Here is a 22,095-nt window from a genome sequence, read left to right as displayed (position 1 = left end):
AACATGAGCCTTTTGTCTAGGATTTTTCTTGCTACACTTCAATTCTTAAAAACACACCCAAACAAAGAGCCTTTCCGCTTAAAATGAGATAGCGGAAGGCTCTTCGAATTGTTGGCTATATCGATGTCATATTTTACTCTTATGGTCAACTTTGAAGGCACCGCACATCAAATCAAAAATGATTTCTTCTACCCCTTCTAAGGAACGTGGTTTCTTGGAATTTACCCAATCGCTGATTGCAGCATCCAACGTTCCAAAGAACATTTGTCGGCCAATTTTAATATCAGCTAAAACGATTTCGTCCCGTTCAACCCCTTCAGTCAGAACCTGTTCAATGAGTTGAAAATACTCTCTCAGAGGCCCTGAAATGGCCTCCCTAATTTTAGGATCGGACTGACGGATTTCTATCTGAGTGACGATGGCAAGAGCACGATTCTCTTGCATATATCTGAAGTGAGTTCGTATAATGCACAGTAGCCGATCCCGTGTTGTTTTATACTGCACAAGTGCCTGGCGAATCTCTTCAATAAATTGACCCATCCGATCCGAAAAAAGACTAACTAGAATATCTTCCTTATTCTTGAAATATAAATAGATTGTACCATCAGCTACTCCAGCGAGTTTGGCTATTTTGGAAACTTGGCAGGTAAAATAGCCATACTCTGCAAAAGCCTCCGTAGCCGCATCTAGGATAGCCTGATATTTTTCCTCACGGGGCTTAGACATGCAGTACACGGTCTCCCTTCTAATGCAAGTTTTAAAAGGTATTGTCATTTTTTTCTGCATTATATCATTAATCTTTAATTTTATATACCTTTACTTCAACCTAGAACTTACAAGCTGTTCCCCACGTTCTGTAAGCACCCAGAACGTGAACGTTTTGATGGGTTTAAACCCGCACCCTTCACAGCGGTCGCTGCCCTGATCTGAATCACAGCTGAGACCACAGGCTTGCCCCAAGAATTCACGTCGAATATAACCCATATGTTCCAATTGGTTTAAGAAACCTTCGACTTCTCTTACGGTATAGCCGACTTCTCCAGCTAACTGGGCCAATGATAATGATTCCTTACGTGCCAGTATTTCCATAACGCTGGTAAGCATAGTCATACTCCCCCTTGGGGTTAGTTAAAATTATCAAAATCCTAGTGCTTGACCTCCTTGAAATACAAGCCATCCCATGACAAAACTCAGAATAAGGCTGTATGCCACTCCAAAACTTGTCCAACCCAAGTTTCGTGATTCTTTATAGGTCGTTACGACGGATGCCAGGCAAGGAATATAAAGCATATAAACTACCAGAAATGTATAGGCACCTAAAGGGGTCATAGCCCCTGTCATGGCCTGAGCAATAGATTGCGATGCATCAGCAGCGACACCATACAAAATACCTAAGGTTGATAAGGTCGTTTCTTTCGCTGTAAAGCCAAAAACGATCGCCACCATGATTCGCCAGTCGAACCCTAATGGTTGTCCGATAAATGCTAACCAACCACCCATTATGCCAGCCCAAGTTTCGCTCATGGGGACCCCTTGGGGATAAGAGCTTAAGATCCAGACCACTATCGAAGCCACTAAAATGAACGTCCATGCTCTTTTTAGAAAGGAGTAGGTTTTTTGCCAGGTTGGCACTAGGATATTACGCACTGTGGGAATATGATAGAGCGGCAGTTCCATGACAAATGCTGATCGCTCCGTATGCTTGACCACTCGTCTTAAAAAGAGTGCAGAAAACATTACAAGCAGCATACTTATCAACAAAAGGCTTACCATAATCAGGGCACCTCGAGAACCTGGAAAAAATGCAGCCACAACAGCACTCATTACCCCTAAGCGTGGCACACAAGGAATTAAAGGATTAATAAGTATGGTGATCAAGCGATCTTTGGGATCTTCCAAAGTTCGTGTAGCCATAATTCCCGGAACATTGCAACCGAAACTAGATATCAAGGAAAAAAAAGATTTTCCATGCAATCCCATGAGCTGCATAAATCGATCTCCTAAAAATGCAGCCCGTGCTAAATAACCACTGTCCTGCATAAACGAAAAAAAGGCAAAGAATATGGCAATTTGAGGCACAAAGGCTAAAACGGCACCAACGCCAGCAAAGATCCCATCTCTTACTAAACTTTGCATAAATTCTGGAGCCTGAACCCATCGTAGCCAGCCCACAATCACCTCGGCAACCCACGCCATGCCAAGTGAAATTGCTCCCCCTATAGGCGCACTGGCAATAAAGGACATCCAAAAAACGAGAGTTAAGACGACTAACATAATCGGATAACCCCAAAATGGAGAAAGAATCCAACGATCTAGTCTATCTGTAAAGGTAGGTTTAGCTGGATTCTCGTGCTTCCTAAACTGCGGTAAAATTTTCGAAATATATTGGTACTTAGCATCCGCAATAGCCATTTCAAAATGGTCCTTAGTCCAGCCTTCTCTCTCATAGTCTTGCAGCAACGACTCTCCTGGAAGATTAGTCGATTCTTGTAGTTCGTAATTAACTGCCTCTCCAAGGTCAAAGCAAGCATCCCTGCTCTTACGTATTGGCAACTTTTCAGAATTTGTTTTCCATGTTTGCCCAATTTCCGAATCTCTCTCCAGACGTTTTATAGCTAACCAGCGCAATGGGTACCTCGTGACCCATAGAGTATCTACCAATAGCGCTTCCATTGCGAGAATCTTTTGTTCAAGTTCTTTCGGATAACTGACCTCATTCGGAAGAGGGTCGTTTTTCAGTTTTCCAACCCGAATGGCTTCTGTTAAGAACTCCTCAATTCCTTTTCCTTTGGCTGCAACAATTTCGACGACTGGAACATTTAAGGCTAAAGCCAAATTTGAAGACTCAATTGTAATTCCTGCAGACTGAGCCAAATCCAGCATATTTAAACCGATCACCACACGAGGCACTAGTTCAAGGATTTGAAGAACTAAATAGAGGTTACGCTCAATATTTGAAGCATCAACCATAGCCATAACAACATCTGGTTTTTCGCGAATAATATATTCACGCGTTATAACTTCTTCTTGTGAGTATGCGGTCAAACTGTAGGTTCCTGGTAAATCAATCAGCTCGATTTCCCGGCTGGCTCTTTTAACTACACCTGACTTGCGTTCAACCGTCTTACCAGCCCAATTTCCGACCTGTTGGTTCGAACCCGTTAAAGCATTAAATACAGTACTCTTGCCTACATTGGGATTTCCAATAAGCGCAATTTTCATGTCCAGCCGCCTCCCCCCTCTGAGCATATGTATGTCCAAGCGGCATCATCACGTTTTTAACTTGATCTAAAAATCGTTTGAATTTAGCGACTTGCTAATAAAGGGTCATTACATTTGGGATCTTTTTCACTTACAGCAATTTTAGCACATTCTGCACGGCGCATTGCTAAATAGTACCCTTTCAGCCGAACTTGAAGTGGACCACCGAAAGGAGCTTGACGAACAACTTCTAATTCGACACCTGGAACAATACCCATATCCATCATCCGGCGACGCAAAGCTCCTCCGCCATCAATGCGCTCCACACGTGCCCATTCACCTGTTTTTAAGTCTCCCAAAAAGCGCTCCATCGTCACCCCTCCTCGCGGAAATGATAATCATTCTCACCTTTGTTCTAATAATAACTGAGAATATATCTCATTTATTTTAGAATACTCTTCTTTCTTGTTACTGTCAATATATATCTCTGAAGTACAAAGTAAACTTCTCTACTTTTAATAACCATTCTCAGCATTTGCAAGCCTCAACGAGTGGGGCTCTAATGCAAATAGCGCAAGTACTATTGGGAAATTATAGATTGCGTCGCAACAGTCATTATGTTAGAATGACATAAATTAATATGGTAACAGGGGAGCTAGAACTTATGGCTGAGAGGGGCAATCTGCCCGACCCTTAACCTGATCTGGGTAATGCCAGCGTAGGGAGGTTTGAGAACAAGTACACCGCATTACATGCGGTATTTTTTATGTACTAGTCAGACTCCCATGCCGCTATGCGCCACCACTAAAGACTCTCACACGAAGAACTTGTTCATAAGAAGGAGGAAAAAAACGATGGCAAAAATCATTATGGCCTTACAGGTTATCCCCAAAGTGGAAGAATCCCGCATTTATGAAGTTGTGGACGAGGCGATCAAAGTCATTGCAGCCAGTGGGGTTCCCTATGAAGTTGGTCCTATGGAGACAACAATGGAAGGAGAACCAGACCAGCTTTGGGCAATCATCAAAGAAGCTCAGGAAGCATGCATTCGTGCTGGAGCCTCAAGAGTGATGGCCTACATTAAAATGGATTATGTCCCTAGTGGCTCATCGATTGCTGAAAAAATTGCTAAGTATCGAACATAACAATGGGTTGTCTAAAATGGAAAGGGATCCCCTCCCTACTGTTCTTTCTCTTTTTTCTAGGGACATGGCAAATGGTAGTTACGATTGCGCAAGTTCCCCTCTGGCTTCTCCCCACCCCCGCTCAAATAGCCAAAGCCTTATGGGAGACTCGCCAACTTATCTGGACGCATACTCTGATTACTTTAGTTGAAACAACGGTTGGCTTTGCACTTGCCGTCGTCTTCAGCCTGATCACAGCAGGCGCGATGGTCCTATCCCCTTGGCTAAAACGCCTACTATATCCGTTTCTAATTATTTCACAGACGGTTCCACTGATAGCCGTTGCACCTCTTTTGATCCTATGGCTGGGTTATGGACTTCTGCCTAAAATTATGATCGTCATTATCGTGTGTTATTTCCCGGTTACCATTAGTCTAATCGAAGGACTAGAATTAACTGATGCTGACCTCCTAAATCTATTAAGAAGTATGGGAGCTTCCCGTTGGCAAATGTTTTATATCGTTCGCTGGCCTAACGCTCTCCCTTCCCTTTTTGCCGGCCTGAAAATCGCCGCTACCTATAGCGTCATGGGGGCCGTGATAGCAGAATGGTTGGGTTCCAGCTCGGGATTAGGAGTTTATCTGACGCGCTCTTCACACTCCTTTTTGACAGACCGTGTTTTTGCCGCAATTTTTACAATTACCGCCTTAAGTTTTCTTTATTACGCCCTTATTACCCTCCTTGCACGACTCGCATTACCGTGGATCCATAGCAAAAACCAAGATTCCATTTAACAAAGATTATCTACAATACTTTATCCTCGATCCTAAACTTTGTCCTCGTCTTCGAGATGTTAATTTAGAAAAAGTAAATAAATCATAGGGGAGATAATAGTATGAAAAAGCTGCTTGCTTTATTAATTATTCCTATTCTTATACTGTCAGGGTGCGGGGTCAAATCTCCATCACCCGCGACCTCCGCGACAGAGCCACTTACCTCAGTAACCTTAATGCTGGACTGGACTCCTAATACGAATCACACTGGGCTATTTGTTGCCTTAGAAAAGGGGTATTTCTCAAAGGAGGGTCTAGATGTTAAATTCATCCAGCCTTCTGGCTCTGGGAATGTCGAGCAGCTTGTGGCGGCTGGAAAATCAGATTTTGGAGTGAGCCATCAGGAACAAGTGACTACGGCACGCGCTAACGATGTACCGATTCTCTCGCTAGCTGCAATCTTACAACACAACACTTCAGGATTTGCTTCTCCAACTTCTAAGAATATTAAAAATGCCAAAGACTTCGAAGGGAAGACTTACGGTGGTTGGGGCCTGCCCTCAGAAGACGCTATTCTCAAAGCACTCATGGAAAATGAAAAGGCTGATTTCTCTAAGATTAAGATGGTTAATATTGGAGAAGCTGATCAACTTATGTCTTTAACCAAAGATATTGATTTAACCTGGATCTTTTATGGTTGGACCGGCAAAGAAGCAGAATTACGAAAACAGACTTTAGATATGCTTTGGCTTAAAGACGTTGACCCTGCTCTCGATTTTTATACGCCTGTCTTGATTACTAGCGAGAAAATGACACAATCCCAACCGGAAGTGATTCGTCATTTTATGCAAGCAGTTAGTGACGGTTATCAATACACAATTCAGAATCCGCTGGAAGCTGCCGAGATATTAATCAAGCATGCACCCGAAGCAAATCCTGACTTAATTCGCAGCAGCCAGACATGGCTCAGCCCTCAATATCAGGCCGATGCACCGCAGTGGGGGATTCAGAAAGCAGCCGTTTGGGAAAGCTATGCAAAATGGCTTGTCGAACGAGACCTGCTGCAGAAGATGATTGATCCCGCCAAGGCTTTCACGAACGATTTCTTACCTAAATCCTAAGGAGGTCCAGATGGGACTATCTCTTAAAGGTCTTTCCAAAGCATACTCGAACCCTCAGAAGAACCTGTCAATGGAGGTCTTGCACTCTCTAGACTTAGAAGTTGAGACAGGTGCCTTTGTTTCCTTGATCGGACCTTCTGGGTGTGGCAAGAGTACGATATGCAATCTCTTGGCAGGAATTGAGGTTCCGGATGCAGGGGAAATATTATTGGATGGTGAAGCGATTCATGGGACGTTAGGTAACGTCGGTTATATGCCTCAGAAAGATTTGCTCCTCCCCTGGCGTACCCTACTAGAAAACGTGCTCTTGGGATGCGAGATCCTGCATAAGGATAAACGAAAAGCACAAGTAGAGGCTAAAGAATGGCTAAATCAGTTCGGTCTTTCACCATTTGCAGATCATTACCCACACCAGTTATCCGGTGGCATGCGACAACGTGGTGCTTTACTGCGCACGATTCTCTTTGGCAAAAAAACCTTGCTTCTAGACGAGCCCTTTGGAGCTCTGGACGCTTTGACCCGGCAGGAAATGCAACGCTGGCTTTTAAGTATCTGGAATCGGACTCGGCATACCGTTTTATTGATCACTCATGATATTGATGAAGCGATTCTTCTTTCGGACAAAGTAGTTGTTTTAAGTCAACGTCCCGCTCGAATTATCCATGAGTTTAAAATCCCATTCCCCCACCCACGTGATCCAGATGAGCTCTTGCTCTCTAGTCTTGCCTTAGATCTTAAAAGGCAACTATTACACCTTCTCATACCGTAAGCACGAACATCAATGCGACAGGCACTTAGTTTCATGAACTAAGTGCCTGTCGTCTCACAGGATCATATATTTCTAAGGTTACAGTATTTGCAATCCCCCAAAGCACAAGCGAAAACGAAGGTTTCAAAGTTCGGAACTTATATCAATCATCTTTATTTAAGAAACGCAGCACTAGAATGATACCTACCGCAGTAAATAAGGCCGATACTCTGTACATCAGTTGTACCTCACCAACTTGAATCAGCCACCCTGCGCCGACTGTACCGATAATTGCACTGATTCCAAAGCTTACAGCATTATAGGCAGACTGAGCGCTTCCTTGGACATAGGCTGGTAAAAGCGTGTTTAAATACTCGACACCTGCCAGGTAAAAGAGAGCAAAACTAAGACACTGAGTAATTTGCAACAAAATAATGATCCGATAATCCTGAATTTGACTATACCCTATCCAACGAAAAGCGAAAATAAATCCTGCCAAGGCGATAAGTTGCTGAGGACTGAACCGTTTCAGCCAAATACTCCCCATACTAAAAACGATCATTTCACTTAAGGCCGCTATCGTCCACCCAAAACCAATCCACCAACGGCTAGCCCCTAACTCCTGTAGATGCCAACCGAAAAAAACGGAATAGGCATTATAGGGTGCCATGAAAAGAAATGTGACCATAAAAAAGATCAGCAGACTTGGAGCTTTGACATTACTCAAAAAAGTAAAAGGGATAGCGGGTAAGGATGAGCCTGCTTGCATTGTCTTTCGAGGGTTAGGTAACAATTTAGCCCAGAATAAACACCCGATCAGAATAATCCCTTCAACAACCCCAAACCAGGCTAAATCTAGATATGTAAAGATTAGTCCGCCGAGAGCGGCAGTTAGAGCAAAACCAAAAGAACCCCAGCGCCGAATTTTCCCATAATCCTTGCGGTCCTCGAGTGTATTTAACACTAAGGCATCCGATAAAGGCGTGATCGATGAGTTCGTAAAGGCATAAATTGATAATAATACGGCAAATGAAATAAATCCCTTGCCATATGACAGGGAAAAACAGACAAGTGCTGTTAACGTTAAAGCCAGGAGCAGAAATTCTTTGTGTCTTCTATATCGATCTGCCTGTGTTCCCCAGACAGCTTGAGCAAAAATACCGACGAAGGGTCCTACTGACATTAAGACACCAATTTCTAGACTGTTTAAATTCGAATGACTTAAAAATATTGGTAAAAAGGGAATATAAATTCCCACAGCTGCAAAATAGAAAATATAATACCCTGCCATCACAGAATTCCGTTTCACGGTAGTCTCTCCTCCTTTCATTTAAGGGTATTCTAGATCCTTAGAGGGATCACCAAAAAATGTTGAACCTAGAAAATTGTTAAATATTATGTTCGTAACTCGAAATTAATACTCTCTACATTGTATTAAAAACTAGGCTTGTGCCAAGGATCGGCTAAGGCCATCCGTGACGCATTCGAAACTAGGCACATCCTGAAAGAAAACAGAACGTTATAATTTCTGACAGTATAAAAAAAACTTGGCTGGCGCCAAGCGCTGGCCATGACTCGAACAGGGATGTTCGAGGTTAGAGCGCCACCAAGGATGGTTGAGATTAGAACACCTCCATGGATGGCTAGGTGTCGTGATGGAGAGAAGGGACCCTTGGCGAGGCGGCCGCCTTAGTTGCTAATGCTACAGACGAAGACACTGTCTTCGCACGGATTACCCTTCTTGCAGCATGTAACGTAGTTATACTTTCTGATAAGTACAAAAAAGGCTAGGGATAATCCCTAACCTTTTGTACCATTTATACTATCTTTTAGTACCGACGCATTGATTGGAAGCAATCGCGGCAATACACAGGTTTTTCACCTGAAGGTTGAAACGGTACTTCCGTCTCTACTCCACAGCTTGCGCAAACTGCAGGGAACATTTGTCGTTGCGGTCGACTACCATTACTTCCGAATCCGCCGCTACGGCCACCACCTGATTGTTGCTTGCGGGCATGACGACACGCTGGGCACCGAGTTGGATCGTTTTCGAATCCTTTTTCAATGTAGAAATCTTGTTCTCCGGCGGTGAAAATAAATTCTTGACTGCAATCGCGACATGTTAGAGTTCTGTCCTGAGCCATTCTAACTCCTCCTTATTAGGTGTTCCTTGTACGGATTGGATCCTTCAACAAATTATCATCCGTTGCACCAAATAAGGTCAAAGTATGGATTCCAATTTTGATAGGCCCAAGTCTTAACAAGCACAGGGTCAGTATAGCAGAGCAAATGCCTAGAAGCAATCTAATTTTTTTATGAAATTTTAAGTATCTAAGTGAATCAGGAAGTATCTTGAAACCCGCTATGAGAAAAAAGTCCTCATGCGTGGTCGATAAAGTATTATTAGCTAGGTGGATCAATTTTATCTGATCAAGAAATATCGACAGCCCCATTAGCTAGCATCTGTCTTAGTTCCTTTTTGTCAATCCCCTGACCTAAGGCGATACTTAAAAACAAGCGGACCTTTTCAGTCGACAAGTCTGCTGAAAACCAGGCTCCTACTCGTTCCAGGTCTGCTCCTCCGCCTGGATATCCATAGATTGGGGCTGTACGACCAAATAAGCAGCGCGATGTGATAACGACAGGAATGCCGTTGGTAACAAGTTTAGCTATCTCCGGAATTAACTGAGGGGGTAAGTTTCCGCGTCCGAACGCTTCAATCACCATGGCATCCGTGTTTTGTTGGGTAATCCTCAAAATTTCCGGTGACATACCCGTAAACGCTTTGCAAATTGCTACATTGGCTAAACTCTTCGGAACTCCAAGTTTAAGTGAGGGTTCCGGTTTACGATGCCAAATAACCTGTCCAGTATCAATACTACCTAACGCTCCACTATCTCCTGAGTCAAAAGCATCCACATGACTCGTGTGAAGTTTGCGCACATCCCGTGCAGCATGTATTTCTTCATTCAGAGCAATTACGATGCCACGCTGCAGAGCTCGAGGATCTAGGGCGATGCGCATAGCATTATGTAAATTACGAGGACCATCAGAATCACTCTCTGAAGCATCCCTTTGCGAAGCGGTGAAGATCACAGGCCGTGGGTCTTTAATGGCAACATCCAGGAAATAAGCAGTTTCTTCAAGAGTATCTGTCCCATGGGTAATGATGATCCCTTTTAGTGAAGGATCGAGTAAAAAATGCTGCTCGACCTTATGTGCTAAAGACTTCATGTGCTGGGGTTGAATATTACAACTGGCAACATTGCTAAAATCACAAATTTCCCAATCAGCCTCTTGGGAGAGATCGGGTAGGCTTTCCACAAGCTCGAGACCGCCAACAGCAGGAACCACCTTTCCCGCCTCATTCTTACGCATGGCAATAGTTCCACCCGTTGCAATTAGAAGTACCTTTTCTTTTTTCACGGCGCTAACCCTTCATTAAACAACGAAATTCCTAGGTTGTTTAATGCTTCCTTCAATCTGGCCATATGATACGGTTTCTGGATGTGTTCTCCATGCCAATGACAATCTAAGAGATCGGCATCCTTGACGAGTTCCTCGAGGGGAGTTCCGATCTGTTCCTTCTTAGAATGATTGATGACCGCTTGAACAATCTGCTCTCGAGATTCTTCCGAATACTTCCCCTCGGCTAAGAAACGGCGAATCGGATCCTCTCCTTTTGGGGCGTGATCCAACTGTTTTCCAGTCTCCCAACGACCGATGTCGTGTAAAGCACAAGCCAAAGCTGCTTGCTCTATGTCTACACTTCGCATTTCCGCCAACATACGACCGATTTGAGCACAGCTTGTCGCATGAGCCTTTTCCCAAGTTATAGGGTAATCACGTTCAATGGTCGCTGCGTCCAAATGATCCAACAGATCGTATATCCTTTGTAAATCCTTGATAAAGTCCCAATTCATCGCCGCTCCCCCTATTTACTTATTTTACCATAAAAAAAAGAAAATTAATTCTCATTCTCCTCATATCTTATCCTAAGAGTATTTGCTACATGAGGAGGAGGTCTGTATTGAATTCTAATTGGACACCCACTGCACGACGTCTTATCAACAAACGCTTATGGATCCTCGGGTATTATTCTGAGGATTACGAAGGTGATTTTCGCGCCCTTGAAACGCTAAGACAACAAGGCCACCACATTGATGTTTACGCTGACTTTGCCTATCAGCTTCAACCAGATGGTCAGTTCATCGGTCAGGTTAATAAGCTAGTGCTTCAAGCAGCTATAGAACAAGGCACTGCGCCCCTTATTCTCTTCCATAATTTCGACGGCAAAATCTTTGATCCTCTTCCCTTGCGTTCAGTATTATCTTCAACTGCCTCGCAAAGAAATTGTATACGTCATATGATTAATTTACTACCACCAAATGTAGCCGGAGTACATGTGGATTTTGAAGGGCTAGAAGCCCCATACCGTATTCCTTTCCTCACTTTTCTTGAATCTCTAAAAACCACTTTACATGACCGTGGCTTACTCTTATCGATAGCTATCCCTGCAAAACGCTCGGAGTCGGAGGCTCCTGGCTATGACTTTGCTGGGATTGGGCGGTTATGTGATTCAATTACTATAATGACCTATGACGAACACTACTCATGCGGTTCACCCGGTCCGATCGCAAGTCTTCCTTGGATGACCCAAGCACTCGACTACGCCATCCGCTATATTCCCAATGAAAAGATATTACTAGGCATCCCAGTCTACGGCTACGATTGGTCCAACGAACCAACGTGTATGGTCCCAATGCGTGATATTCCGAAGTTAGTCGCCCAAAATAACGCACGAGTTCTTTGGTCTGACCAAGCGGTAGAACCCTACTTCTTTTATTGGCGAGGACGAACAAGGCATACCGTGTGGTATGAAAATGAACTTTCTGCCAAGGTTCGCCTCGGGTTTGTCAAGAGTTACAGATTGCGAGGGATAGCCATTTGGCGCCTTGGCTATGAAACAAACCGTTTCTGGCAAGAAATCTCCAATAAACTCAAACGATAGGCTTGTCCTCAACCTGTCATCGATTCATTGCTGTACGTCAAGTTAAGTGGCAAGCATCGGACATATAATATAAAAAAACTGATATTGAAGAGAGGGCTGTATCATCAACATCTGGTGATCCAAGCCTTCTTTTTAACTCTAGAAGACAGTTATTAGGCCTGTCCTCAAACTATCCGTAAAACCCTACTTGTTCTTTAATCAATAAACGCTTATCATTGAATTATCAATAGATGCTAAGGAGATGAGCACATCCATGTATGAGCTTAAAAATCACACAGAAATAGTTGTCCAACAAGCACTACAAGATTACCTTCGAATTAATCAACTTTCATGCTCCTGTGAACGCTGTCAGGCCGATATAATGGCCCATGCGTTGAATCGTTTGCCAGCGCGCTACTATGTTTCTTCACGTGGCGAAATTATGACGCAATGGGAATCCCAAGCGCTTCCAGATCAAGCGCGTATCATGTCAGAAGTGGTACGTGCCGCACAGCAAGTCAGTGCTACTCCGTCACATCCACTAGACTAATCCTATGCGACAATTTAGACAGCATTTATTATGATGATCACGGCCAATACCGCTACGACAACTAATGTTATAACCCTAAATGGAGAATCTATGACCAGTTCTATCCTGACTGGGGTCACTTCAATGTCGATCATACCATTTCCTCCTCGCTCCTTTCTATTGTATGGTCTTATCTGACCGCTTGTTAAAATGAGGAGGCCAAAAGGTCTCCTCATTTTTATTCACTGTTTGAATCGACCTCTGAATCACTTTATTATAGCACGTTTATATCACCAAAAAAAAAGATTCGACTGAGAACTTAAATTAAGAAAGGAGGTCTTTTATGCTCAACTCTGAAGAACTTCTCCGTTTTTCTCTGTTTTCGTCTTTAAGCCCCAGTGATGTAGCCCCCCTTCTCCCACATTTAATCGAGCGCCGTTATCGTCGGGGGCAACTATTATTTGTAGAAGGTGAGATTGGTTCATCGGTATATTTTGTCCTTTCTGGGCAAGTTAAACTTAGTAAATCAACCCCTGAAGGTGAAGAACAGATTCTTGATTGGTGTGGTCCCTATGATTGTTTCGCCGAGGTTTTGCTTCTCGAAGCCGGTTCCTACCCAGCAACCGCTGAAGTCCTGCAGGATAGCACCTTATTAGTCCTGCATAACGAAGTAATGTCCCATATTCTAGAATCTAATCCTGCTCTTTCACTAGCCCTCATTCGCACCTTAAGCCGACGCTTAAGACTCGCCCAGGAATTCATTCGAATTTTGACGAATCGTTCAACCGCCGGAATTCTAGCTGCCCTTTTCCTTCGCCTAGCACAACCAGCCAACAATCCTGGCCAACCTATTTTTATAGACGCGTCTCTCACACATCGAGATTTAGCCAACATGATTGGGACTTCTCGTGAATGCGTCAACCGATCCATCAACAGCTGGAAGCGATCTGGAATTCTAAAACTAGTAGATAATCGCTTAGAAATCATAAAACCTCACGAATTAGCAGACTGGCCTTAATTAAAAACCAGGGCATTGCTACCGCTTGGTTGTTGGTCAAGTTGGTTTATGATTCGCCAACATTCTTCCCAGCTAATATTCGCCTGTCGGCGCCAAAAAATCATGGCAGCACGAGTCTTTTCACACTCTCGTTCGTTAAGCATACTTTGGTTTGGCAGTTTACCACCCCAAGCTTTAACCCATTCTTGATAACCTTGGATCAATTCTGCAGATTGGCTCCTTAAATACCGAATCGTGTAAATACTAGTTAACCAATGTATATCTTTTTCTTCTCCACCCCTTACATATACTTGCCCATCTAAATCCGCACCGGCTATCAATAATAGTAAGAACAGGAAATGAACGCGCACGGCTTGTCGCAAAGTGTCCGGATTAATTTGCAGTAGTTCTGAAAACCGCCCAAGAGGCTTGAGAAAGATCTTAACTGCTGGATCTCTATAAGTACAAATTCCAAATGCCGCTAAGGGAATTGGATAGATGTCATCCAACCCGCTTTCCTGCAATTGACCCACTAACTCTCGCTCTGCTTGAACCAAGCGTTGCTCTCTGATTAAAAGTTGCTCAGTCGTTTCTTTTAAGAAGGATTCCGCTTCTTTAGGACGATCCGGAAGAGAATCAGCCCATTCACGTAACCGGGAGCGTCGTGGCATGAGAATATCAATGATTGACCCCGTCTCTTGATGCAAAACCTTAAATCCTTGGCGCACACGATCAGGATCATGATATAATCCCCGCATCAGCGCTTCAGCCGCTGAGGGAATTTCTACAGATTCCTCAAACCGTATAATCACTTCTCCATGTCTTTCTGGGAACTTAAGTCCCATGGCCTTCTCAATCTCTAACCGTATTGAAGACACATCTGATCCCCCCTAGCCTCGTCTCTTGTTTCATCCTATGGATTCAAGGGAACATTCAGACCATAACGGTGCTATATTTGACCATTATTGATTGCTTTGTTAAAATTAGCAAAATGACATCAGAAACGAGCTGACTACTATGTCTAAGCGCATCTATCACGATTTTGCCCTAGACCCTTTTCAAGAAGAGGCCCTCGATGCAATTGATGCCGGAAAATCCGTCATCGTTGCTGCACCTACCGGCACAGGAAAAACCCTAGTGGCGGATTATCTAATAGAAAAGTCCATGAACGAACACTTAAGAGTGATCTATACGGCACCCATTAAAGCTCTCAGTAATCAGAAATTCAGAGACTTCAAAAAACAATTTGGCGAAGATGCAGTAGGAATAATGACTGGGGATGTTGTCCTTAATCCAACTGCTCCGTTGCTCATTATGACAACAGAAGTCTTTCGCAACCAAGTCATTACCGAAGACCCTGCCCTAGAGTTTGTTTCTCATATAGTCTTTGATGAAATTCACTGGTTAAATGACGAGGAACGGGGCACTGTTTGGGAAGAGTCCATTATTCTTGCACCCTCTAAAATGAAGATTCTGGGTTTGAGTGCCACCATTGCTAATGCTAAACACTTAGTAGATTGGATCGAGTCCATCCGACATGAAGATGTAGCTTTGATCGAAGAACACAATCGGGTGGTCCCCCTAGAATATTATTACTACACCAAGGACACCGGCCTAGTGGATTATGACCAGCTATGGCGTTACTACCGCCGGAAACTCAAAGATCGAGTCAATGATGAAAATCCCTTTGGCCCAACCACTCATTTAGACCTCATTCGCACAATCCAGCGTGAACATCTCCCAGCGCTCTTCTTTGTTTTCAGTCGCAAACAATGTGCCTTAAAAGCCATAGAATTAGCCACCATCGGCAATTACTTAAAAGCGACCGAACGTCGAACCGTTGAAGACAAATTTCTTCAAAGCTTCGGTTCAGAAGCAGACTGGTCCTCGTCGACAAGGCAACTCAAGCGCTTGTGTTCAAAGGGAATCGCCTATCATCATGCTGGCTTACTCCCCTCCCAAAAAGTTATAGTTGAAGAACTCTTTTTAGAACGCCTTATCAAAGTACTCTACTGCACAGAAACCTTTAGTGTGGGCATAAATTATCCCGTCAAAGCAGTCTGTTTCGATTCATTGAATAAATATGATGGACGAAACTTTCGACCGCTTGCCAATCATGAATTTTTTCAAATGTCCGGACGGGCAGGACGACGCGGTCTTGATGAAAAAGGCTTCTCCTTTGCCCTAGTCGATTTAGCCTATATGGAAAAAAGTCCGCCTCCTAAATTTCAATTAAATCGTCTTGAACCGCTAACCAGCCAATTTAGACTTACCTATAATACTGTTCTCAATCTCACGGCAACCCTAACCCAAGCTCAAATCGAAATCTACTTTCAAAAAAGTTTTGCCGCCTATAGCTATCGCCTGAGTTCTGATTTCCTTCACACTGAGTTAGCGCAAGTCCAACAACAGCTCGCTGGAGCGCAACATCTCTGCGAAGAGGTTGGATCATTTCAGTGTCCGCTTAAACACCATCCTAAACGGAAGGAATTAGAGAAACTTAAGAAAACATTCAAGGCTTTAGGACCCCGCAAGCAGTCTCGTGTTTACGGGCGAGAAATGGCCCGTAAGATTCGCACCTGGGAAAAACTCTTATCCCTTTCTCCTAAGAGTTGCCCCACAGAGAAGCAAGAAAACTGCCATAGTCAAAGTAAATCTTACCTTACAATAAAACAACACCAACAAGAGCTTCAAAAGGCCTTAGACGCTCTTCCTGAAAAAAATGCCTTTCTTCAGGAATTTGAATACAAAAAGAATCATCTCCGCCAGCTAGGGTATATGCGAGGAGATGAGCTTTTAGCCCGTGGCACTTGTGCCAGTCGCATTTATGTCCAAGAACTCCTGGTAACTGAATTAATTTACTCAGACGTTTTCCTTCAACTCGATGACGACCAACTTAATGCCTTGCTGTCTAGTATTGACTTCGAAGCAAGAAAGAACGATATGTTTCACCGGACGGCAGTCTTTGATTCTGAACCTGTCAAAGTTTTCGTAGAATACCTTCAAAGTGTTTGTGGCCAAGACTCAGTAAGATATGACCCTAGAGTCGCAGGAATTACCTATGCTTGGAGCCAAGGCAGTACGTTTCTAGAAGTTCAAGCGTTATGTAACCTTGACGAGGGAGATATTATCAGCGTTTTTCGACGCACCATTGATCTGATGCGCCAAATGCGAGAGGCCGTAAGCGATATTGCCCTACGCAATCGCCTCAAAGTATGCATGGAAAAACTTGATCGAGATGAAGCGGCCATCATGGAACTATAAGACTAGTGCGACGAAAAGAGGCGGTACAACGAAGTTTGTACTGCCTCTTTAATCTGTCAGCGTAGGGTTAGCTGTGTATATAACGGATTTATAAAGTTTTATTAATATTTAGACACCCACTCGAAGTGGGTGTCCATCTCTGCTTCGGTGGAGTAGAGTCCCTCACCGAAGTCTCAATATTAAGCTTTAGCAGAATGAGTTCACTCTGAGACTTCAAACATATCTTTACCTACTCCACAAAGTGGACAAACCCAATCTTCAGGGATATCTTCAAAAGCTGTGCCTGGTGCAATTCCAGAATCAGGATCTCCGGCCTCAGGATCATAAATATAACCACAAGCTGAACAAACATACTTCTTCATTAAAAACCCTCCCATTTGATTCAATGTATGTATTAAATTATTGTAGCATCTTTTAGTCACTTTCGCCAATTTACTTTCATAAAAGTTCTTATTAAATAGCGCTGCTCTAGTATCTCCATTTAAGACTCCCACATAAGAAGTAGAAATTGGCATGTACAGTTATCTTAGGAATCCATTATCAAAAGAAATCCTGTAATTTTGCAATGCAAAGCCCCGGAAATTCTCTACACAATGGCAAGGTTCGTGATGATCACAAAACCCCACTTCCAGCTTACCGCTCAAATGATGATGCAAAATATGAACATTAATGTACAAATGACTGGCTCGCTCGTTTACTTCTAGATAATATCGTATTGCAAAACAGAAAAGAATCAGCATGACTAAACTCACAAATACTCCAACTCTTGGCAAAAACCAGGGAATAAGCAAAGCAACTAACCCTAAGAATAAAACAATGAACGTCCCAATCATCGCTTGAAGTTTAGCGAGTCTCCAAGCCTTATAGCGGCCAAGAAATTCATAGAATAATTGGGCCATACGGACAGATGGAAACACTTGGTCTAGCCTTTCACCCGTTTTATACTGCGCGAACCGGCAAAAACCCACCACGCATATCCTTCCTTTCTTACTCTAAGGATCCGATTAACCCTTTACAAACTCCCAAGACTAATGTTTCGGAGGAGATCGTCAAGTTGTCCAAAATAATCCGACTGAACCTCAAAACTTAACGCCCCAACAAAAAAGACTTTCATTCCCAGTTCTCGACAGATTAAATCTTCAGGATTTTCGCTAACCAGCAGGCAGCTTTCCGGTTTAACGCGAAGATTCTCGGCAATTTCTCGATAGAACTCGATATGGGGTTTACAATAATGTAAGTTATCCATGGCCGCGATGATTTTAAAATGTTCTGGTAGGAGACCCGCCCAGCGGACCTGTTCCTGCATGGCAGTTAAAGGCATGATCGGATTCGATACCACTGCAGTTAAAAAGCCTTGCTGAATTGCGTACTCTACGACTTTAACCCCAAGTGGGTTAACTTGAACCAAACAGCGCAAAGCAGGAAAATCTGAAGCATAAAACTCTTCAAATAATGGTTTAAGTGTCAGTATTGACTGACCCGTGGCTTTACAAAAATCATCATAAAAAGTCTGCATATTAGTTTGCCCGGGTTTAGGTTCCTTTTGAGTGACTTCTATCGATTTCAATAATTGTTTGGAAAACTTATCTGGCGAAAGAAGATGCGCAAATCTTGGCGCTAAAATGCCAAGGAAATTTTGCATAAACTTGGCATAAACTACATTTGTCAATGTTTTCTCTAAGTCAAAAAGAATGGCTTGGATCACGCTCATGTCCTCCTATTGAGATCTCAAACCCAACGAGCTATTTATTGTTTCCAACTTCCCCTATACTATTCTCTCTTTTCTTCTGAATTCCTTCTAGTTCTGAGAAGCTTACGTACAACTCAATAATATTCCCATCTTTAGGAACTTAATCCACAATACCTACATCATATAGTATCTTGCCATTTAATCTGCCCAGAGAAAATAATCCCCAAGGGATTTCCATTCCCCTGGGGATCTCAAATAGCTCTCAGCTCTCGCAACGGCCCGCTCTGTTTCCCAGAGGTGCAATCCCTGAGATTGCCCTCCTTATTGTGCTGCAGACTCATAAGGAGGGCAATGTTCTGTGAGATTTTGGAAACAGGGTCCCCATCAAACCATAAAAACGTTCCATTTAGACTCTTAAGAAGTCACGTAGCGATAATTCATTCTTACCTCTTCATCATCCATCAATCTTCTGAATCGCTCTTTTTAAGCCCTCTAAATGAAAAACAACGTTATTGGTATAAAATGGCTAACCTCTTTCTCCTCTCTTGGTAAACAACCTTTCTCCTTCAACGCGATTTCGCTCGCTTTCGTGGCAACACATTGCCATACAATTTGGATAAAAGGCTGTCTGCTCACATTAGCTTTAATTCTAGGTAGCTCACTAAAATACCTTGGCAGAAAAATACATTTTTAGCACTAATAATGTTGAACCAACTATTTCTTAGTGTTTTTATGTGACTTTTTTCGTTTCTCTAAGAGGAGTTCCGCAGTATGAATTACCTTCATGTCAGGATTTTGCTTATCCAAACCCCCAGAGATTTGCATCAAACATCCAGGACAATCGACCACGACCACATCTGCACCAGTCTCTTCAATATTATTAAGTTTACGCTCTAAGATAGGGCCGGATAGCTCGGGAAACTTTATCGAATAAGACCCAGCGAAACCACAGCAGCGATCGGATTCCTTCATCTCAATCAGTTGCACCCCAGAAGTATCGGTCAGTATTTTGCGAGGTTCGGCAAAAACTCCCATTGAGCGTTTCAGATGGCAAGAATCATGATAGGTCACTTTCAGGGGTACTCCGTCGCCCCCAGGTGTTAAACCACCCAAATCAGACAATAATTTAGAAAAGTCCAAAGCTTTATGGCTTAGCTCTTCAGCACGAGCTGTTAACCCTGGATCATCATGAAGCAACTCTTTGAAACTCTCCTTCAGCGCATGGGTACAGGTTGGGCAGGCAGAAACCACATAATCAACCTTTTCTGCCTCTAATGCTTCAATATTCATAATCGCACATTTACGCGCATTACTGCGGTCACCCATATAGGTGGCCGGTGCACCGCAACAGGATTGTCCCTCAGGAAAGACGACTTCATACCCTTTTTCATTCAGTGCAACTATGACTCCTTCTCCGATCTTCGGATAAACAAAATCGATCAGACAACCAGCATAAAGAGCAATTTTTCCTTTCGGATTCTTCACGTCTTGCTTAATCGTTTTGAATATATCACGGAAGGGGACCTTGGCCACGGCCGGTAAACTCTTCTTCTCGGTAAGGCCCGAGAGAAACATGGGTAAATGACGAATCACAGGTTGTCCTTTAGTGAATGGCTTTTGGGCAACAGATGCCATTCGTAACAGGGAATGAAATAATCGGCGATTAGAAACTACATCTAGGGCAAATTTCTGAGTGAACGGTAGTCCCTCTTTTTCACCCATACGATTTCTCATTTCCAAAATCATTTGTGGTATATCTAATTTTCCAGGACATACTTCCGAACATTTACCACATTGGAGACAAAGATTTTGGGGATTTTGAGCATCTTTTTCAGAATTCAGGAAATTGGTTAAGATAGTTCCGATTCCGCCGGTATAAATATGTCCATAAACATGCCCACCCACCAGTTGGAAGGCTGGGCATACATTGAGACAAGATGCACAGCGAATGCATTGGAAGGTCTTTTTAAACTTCTCATCGTTATACATCTTCCGGCGACCATTGTCCATCAGGATGATGTGGAATTCTTTATCTTTAACCGTTCCATCTGGGTAATACGCAGGAGTCGGGCCCGTTACCATACTCACATAACTCGTAATCTGCTGGCCCGTCGCACTCCTGGGAAGTGCTTGAAGGATATGTGTAGCATCCTCAAATTTAGGCACGAGTTTCTCGATACCGACTAAATAAACATGGATAGGGGGCAAGGTGGAGGTTAGACGGCCGTTCCCTTCATTGGTAAGCATTATTAAAGTCCCTGTCTCAGCAATGGCCATATTTGCTCCAGAAATCCCCATATCAGCTTCAAGAAACGATTTACGCAGTTCTTCACGAGCGGTTTTAACAAGTTCAGCAATAACTGGTTGGTTCAACTTGTGTAAGTGGCCAGAAAAAACATTGGCAACCTCTTCTTTTGTCATATGGATCGCCGGTAAGACCATATGGGAAGGATGTTGACCCGCCAGCTGAACAATCCACTCTCCCAAGTCTGTTTCCTGTACATCGATACCCTCAGACATTAACCTTTTATTCAGCAAAATTTCTTCCGAAACCATTGATTTTGATTTGACAATTTTCTTAACGTCTTGACCTTTAGCTAAGTCAAGAATATATTGCTTAGCGTCCTCACCAGTTGACGCACGGAAAACCTTCGCTCCCCGGGCAGTGGCAGATTGTTCAAATTGATCAATCATCTCCTCTAAATGGCTAGCAGCATACGACTTAACTTCCGCTATATTGTCGCTAATCGATTGGAAATCATAACCCTCATACGCTTTGGCGCGAGCTATCGTATAAGCATCCCCAAAACGTCCTAAAGCCCCACGTAAAACATCATTTCCTAGCGCCTCTGAAATCTTCTTCTTAAATTGTTTATCAGCCAATTAAATCACTTCCTCTACTTGCTCATCTACAAAGACCACTACAAGTTGTTTCGGGCCATGTACTCCTATCGTCAAAACACGTTCAATATCGGAGGTTCTACTAGGACCAGTGATAAACCCCACAAACCCTGGTATTTGGGGAAGTTGATGAATTGTTGCCATCGTCTCTTTTAAGGTTGGTATGAGCGCCGACGTCGAAACTAAGGCAATATGAATCGGAACAAGAGTAGAGCATAAGCGTTGATCAACATTAGCATCCGCATCCGCTTGGACTAAAGTGCCTAGTTCTGCAATAGCGTAGTTCACTTGGGTGATACCCGCCTGGGCATTCGGGGTGACTTCGCGAAAATAATCAGTATGTACCATAATGCCAGCTTCTGTAATCCGTTGTGCAAAATTTCCTTTTTCCAAAATAGAAGCCTTTAAAAGTGCAACAGTTTTGATCCCTTTCTCTAGCATAACTTTATAAACCAATTCACCAGCCTCATTTGCCGTCTTCACACGATAACATTCTCCAGACACCACTTCTAATTTGACTTTAAACCGTTCATATAATTCAGTCAAAGAATCAATTTCCATCTTGATATTCCTCCTATGATTATTAAGTAGTCTATAATTAACCCACATACTCCTTAGCCTTAAATACACAATATCCCGTTTACGTGGTCAGACCATCATACCATTAATAATTTAATTTTAATCTAAACCTGAGAGAATTACAATATCTCTTGCATTAAAATTTTCAATACTTTGATTTACCTATGATTTTAGAGGC

Annotated in this window: 22 protein-coding genes and 1 riboswitch; of the genes, 8 read left to right on the top strand and 14 right to left on the bottom strand. The window is 43.1% G+C overall.

Features of this window, described 5'->3' with window-relative positions; all coding sequences use genetic code 11:
• Positions 1 to 126: 126 nt before the first annotated feature.
• From fadR to ACYQ3Q_RS25520, 4 genes are all read right to left on the bottom strand, one after another.
• Positions 127 to 726, bottom strand: coding sequence for a fatty acid metabolism transcriptional regulator FadR (gene fadR / locus ACYQ3Q_RS25535; RefSeq protein ID WP_459931233.1), 600 nt, complete (start codon positions 724 to 726; stop codon positions 127 to 129).
• Between the two features lie 90 nt (positions 727 to 816).
• Positions 817 to 1,104 (bottom strand): FeoC-like transcriptional regulator, encoded by a 288-nt coding sequence (locus ACYQ3Q_RS25530; RefSeq protein WP_459931232.1) that lies wholly within the window; start codon positions 1,102 to 1,104, stop codon positions 817 to 819.
• A 33-nt stretch (positions 1,105 to 1,137) separates the two neighbouring features.
• On the bottom strand, positions 1,138 to 3,222 hold the full coding sequence (gene feoB / locus ACYQ3Q_RS25525; RefSeq protein WP_459931231.1) for a ferrous iron transport protein B: 2,085 nt from the start codon (positions 3,220 to 3,222) through the stop codon (positions 1,138 to 1,140).
• An 83-nt stretch (positions 3,223 to 3,305) separates the two neighbouring features.
• A complete protein-coding gene (locus tag ACYQ3Q_RS25520; RefSeq protein WP_459931230.1) occupies positions 3,306 to 3,572 on the bottom strand; it encodes a FeoA family protein in 267 nt (88 codons plus the stop codon).
• Between the two features lie 267 nt (positions 3,573 to 3,839).
• A riboswitch (TPP riboswitch) is annotated at positions 3,840 to 3,944 on the top strand.
• 111 nt (positions 3,945 to 4,055) lie between these two features.
• Between ACYQ3Q_RS25520 and ACYQ3Q_RS25515 the strand changes: the two genes are divergently transcribed.
• The 4 genes from ACYQ3Q_RS25515 (at position 4,056) to ACYQ3Q_RS25500 (ending at position 6,988) form a co-directional block, all read left to right on the top strand.
• Positions 4,056 to 4,346, top strand: a complete 291-nt coding sequence (locus ACYQ3Q_RS25515) for a thiamine-binding protein (RefSeq protein WP_459931229.1) — start codon at positions 4,056 to 4,058, stop codon at positions 4,344 to 4,346.
• Between the two features lie 2 nt (positions 4,347 to 4,348).
• Complete coding sequence (locus ACYQ3Q_RS25510) at positions 4,349 to 5,119, top strand: ABC transporter permease (protein WP_459931228.1); 771 nt, start codon at positions 4,349 to 4,351, stop codon at positions 5,117 to 5,119.
• Positions 5,120 to 5,220: 101 nt separating this feature from the next.
• Positions 5,221 to 6,219, top strand: a complete 999-nt coding sequence (locus ACYQ3Q_RS25505) for an ABC transporter substrate-binding protein (protein ID WP_459931227.1) — start codon at positions 5,221 to 5,223, stop codon at positions 6,217 to 6,219.
• A gap of 10 nt (positions 6,220 to 6,229) precedes the next feature.
• Positions 6,230 to 6,988: an ABC transporter ATP-binding protein gene (locus ACYQ3Q_RS25500; protein WP_459931226.1), complete on the top strand. Its 759-nt coding sequence runs from the start codon at positions 6,230 to 6,232 to the stop codon at positions 6,986 to 6,988.
• A gap of 142 nt (positions 6,989 to 7,130) precedes the next feature.
• Here the strand turns inward: ACYQ3Q_RS25500 and ACYQ3Q_RS25495 are convergent, their stop codons facing one another.
• The 4 genes from ACYQ3Q_RS25495 to ACYQ3Q_RS25480 form a co-directional block, all read right to left on the bottom strand.
• Entirely contained in the window at positions 7,131 to 8,276 is a 1,146-nt protein-coding gene (locus ACYQ3Q_RS25495; RefSeq protein ID WP_459931225.1) for an MFS transporter, read from the bottom strand.
• A 520-nt stretch (positions 8,277 to 8,796) separates the two neighbouring features.
• Positions 8,797 to 9,111 (bottom strand): zinc-ribbon domain containing protein, encoded by a 315-nt coding sequence (locus tag ACYQ3Q_RS25490; RefSeq protein ID WP_291299909.1) that lies wholly within the window; start codon positions 9,109 to 9,111, stop codon positions 8,797 to 8,799.
• Between the two features lie 286 nt (positions 9,112 to 9,397).
• Positions 9,398 to 10,393, bottom strand: coding sequence for an asparaginase (locus ACYQ3Q_RS25485; RefSeq protein WP_459931224.1), 996 nt, complete (start codon positions 10,391 to 10,393; stop codon positions 9,398 to 9,400).
• Complete coding sequence (locus tag ACYQ3Q_RS25480) at positions 10,390 to 10,890, bottom strand: HD domain-containing protein (RefSeq protein WP_459931223.1); 501 nt, start codon at positions 10,888 to 10,890, stop codon at positions 10,390 to 10,392. The genes ACYQ3Q_RS25485 and ACYQ3Q_RS25480 overlap by 4 nt, the downstream gene beginning before the upstream one ends.
• A 107-nt stretch (positions 10,891 to 10,997) precedes the next feature.
• Here ACYQ3Q_RS25480 and ACYQ3Q_RS25475 point away from each other — a divergent pair, with 107 nt between their 5' ends.
• The 3 genes from ACYQ3Q_RS25475 to ACYQ3Q_RS25465 all read left to right on the top strand — a co-directional run bounded on the left by ACYQ3Q_RS25475 (position 10,998) and on the right by ACYQ3Q_RS25465 (position 13,504).
• Positions 10,998 to 11,978: a glycosyl hydrolase family 18 protein gene (locus ACYQ3Q_RS25475; protein WP_459931222.1), complete on the top strand. Its 981-nt coding sequence runs from the start codon at positions 10,998 to 11,000 to the stop codon at positions 11,976 to 11,978.
• A 253-nt stretch (positions 11,979 to 12,231) separates the two neighbouring features.
• A complete protein-coding gene (locus ACYQ3Q_RS25470) occupies positions 12,232 to 12,507 on the top strand; it encodes a late competence development ComFB family protein (RefSeq protein ID WP_459931263.1) in 276 nt (91 codons plus the stop codon).
• 322 nt (positions 12,508 to 12,829) lie between these two features.
• Positions 12,830 to 13,504: a Crp/Fnr family transcriptional regulator gene (locus ACYQ3Q_RS25465; protein WP_034141865.1), complete on the top strand. Its 675-nt coding sequence runs from the start codon at positions 12,830 to 12,832 to the stop codon at positions 13,502 to 13,504.
• On the opposite strand, the gene ACYQ3Q_RS25460 is transcribed toward ACYQ3Q_RS25465, so the two are convergent.
• On the bottom strand, positions 13,501 to 14,361 hold the full coding sequence (locus ACYQ3Q_RS25460; RefSeq protein WP_459931221.1) for a hypothetical protein: 861 nt from the start codon (positions 14,359 to 14,361) through the stop codon (positions 13,501 to 13,503). The genes ACYQ3Q_RS25465 and ACYQ3Q_RS25460 overlap by 4 nt on opposite strands.
• A 139-nt stretch (positions 14,362 to 14,500) precedes the next feature.
• Here ACYQ3Q_RS25460 and ACYQ3Q_RS25455 point away from each other — a divergent pair, with 139 nt between their 5' ends.
• Positions 14,501 to 16,747 carry a DEAD/DEAH box helicase gene (locus ACYQ3Q_RS25455; RefSeq protein ID WP_459931220.1) on the top strand — a complete coding sequence of 749 codons (2,247 nt, stop codon included), beginning with the start codon at positions 14,501 to 14,503 and terminating at the stop codon, positions 16,745 to 16,747.
• A 200-nt stretch (positions 16,748 to 16,947) separates the two neighbouring features.
• On the opposite strand, the gene rd is transcribed toward ACYQ3Q_RS25455, so the two are convergent.
• From rd to ACYQ3Q_RS25430, 5 genes are all read right to left on the bottom strand, one after another.
• Positions 16,948 to 17,109 (bottom strand): rubredoxin, encoded by a 162-nt coding sequence (gene rd / locus ACYQ3Q_RS25450; protein WP_034141867.1) that lies wholly within the window; start codon positions 17,107 to 17,109, stop codon positions 16,948 to 16,950.
• A gap of 159 nt (positions 17,110 to 17,268) precedes the next feature.
• A complete protein-coding gene (locus ACYQ3Q_RS25445) occupies positions 17,269 to 17,718 on the bottom strand; it encodes a hypothetical protein (RefSeq protein ID WP_459931219.1) in 450 nt (149 codons plus the stop codon).
• A gap of 41 nt (positions 17,719 to 17,759) precedes the next feature.
• The gene (locus ACYQ3Q_RS25440; protein ID WP_459931218.1) at positions 17,760 to 18,458 is read right to left on the bottom strand and encodes an HAD family hydrolase; all 699 of its coding nucleotides are present in this window, start codon (positions 18,456 to 18,458) and stop codon (positions 17,760 to 17,762) included.
• 693 nt (positions 18,459 to 19,151) lie between these two features.
• A complete protein-coding gene (gene ldhH / locus ACYQ3Q_RS25435) occupies positions 19,152 to 21,320 on the bottom strand; it encodes an L-lactate dehydrogenase (quinone) large subunit LdhH (protein ID WP_459931217.1) in 2,169 nt (722 codons plus the stop codon).
• The gene (locus ACYQ3Q_RS25430) at positions 21,321 to 21,899 is read right to left on the bottom strand and encodes a LutC/YkgG family protein (RefSeq protein ID WP_459931216.1); all 579 of its coding nucleotides are present in this window, start codon (positions 21,897 to 21,899) and stop codon (positions 21,321 to 21,323) included.
• Between the last annotated feature and the right edge of the window lie 196 nt (positions 21,900 to 22,095).

Source organism: Desulfosporosinus burensis (assembly GCF_054657535.1).
Note: the sequence above shows the minus strand (reverse complement) of the source record. Positions and strands in the feature narration are given on the sequence as shown.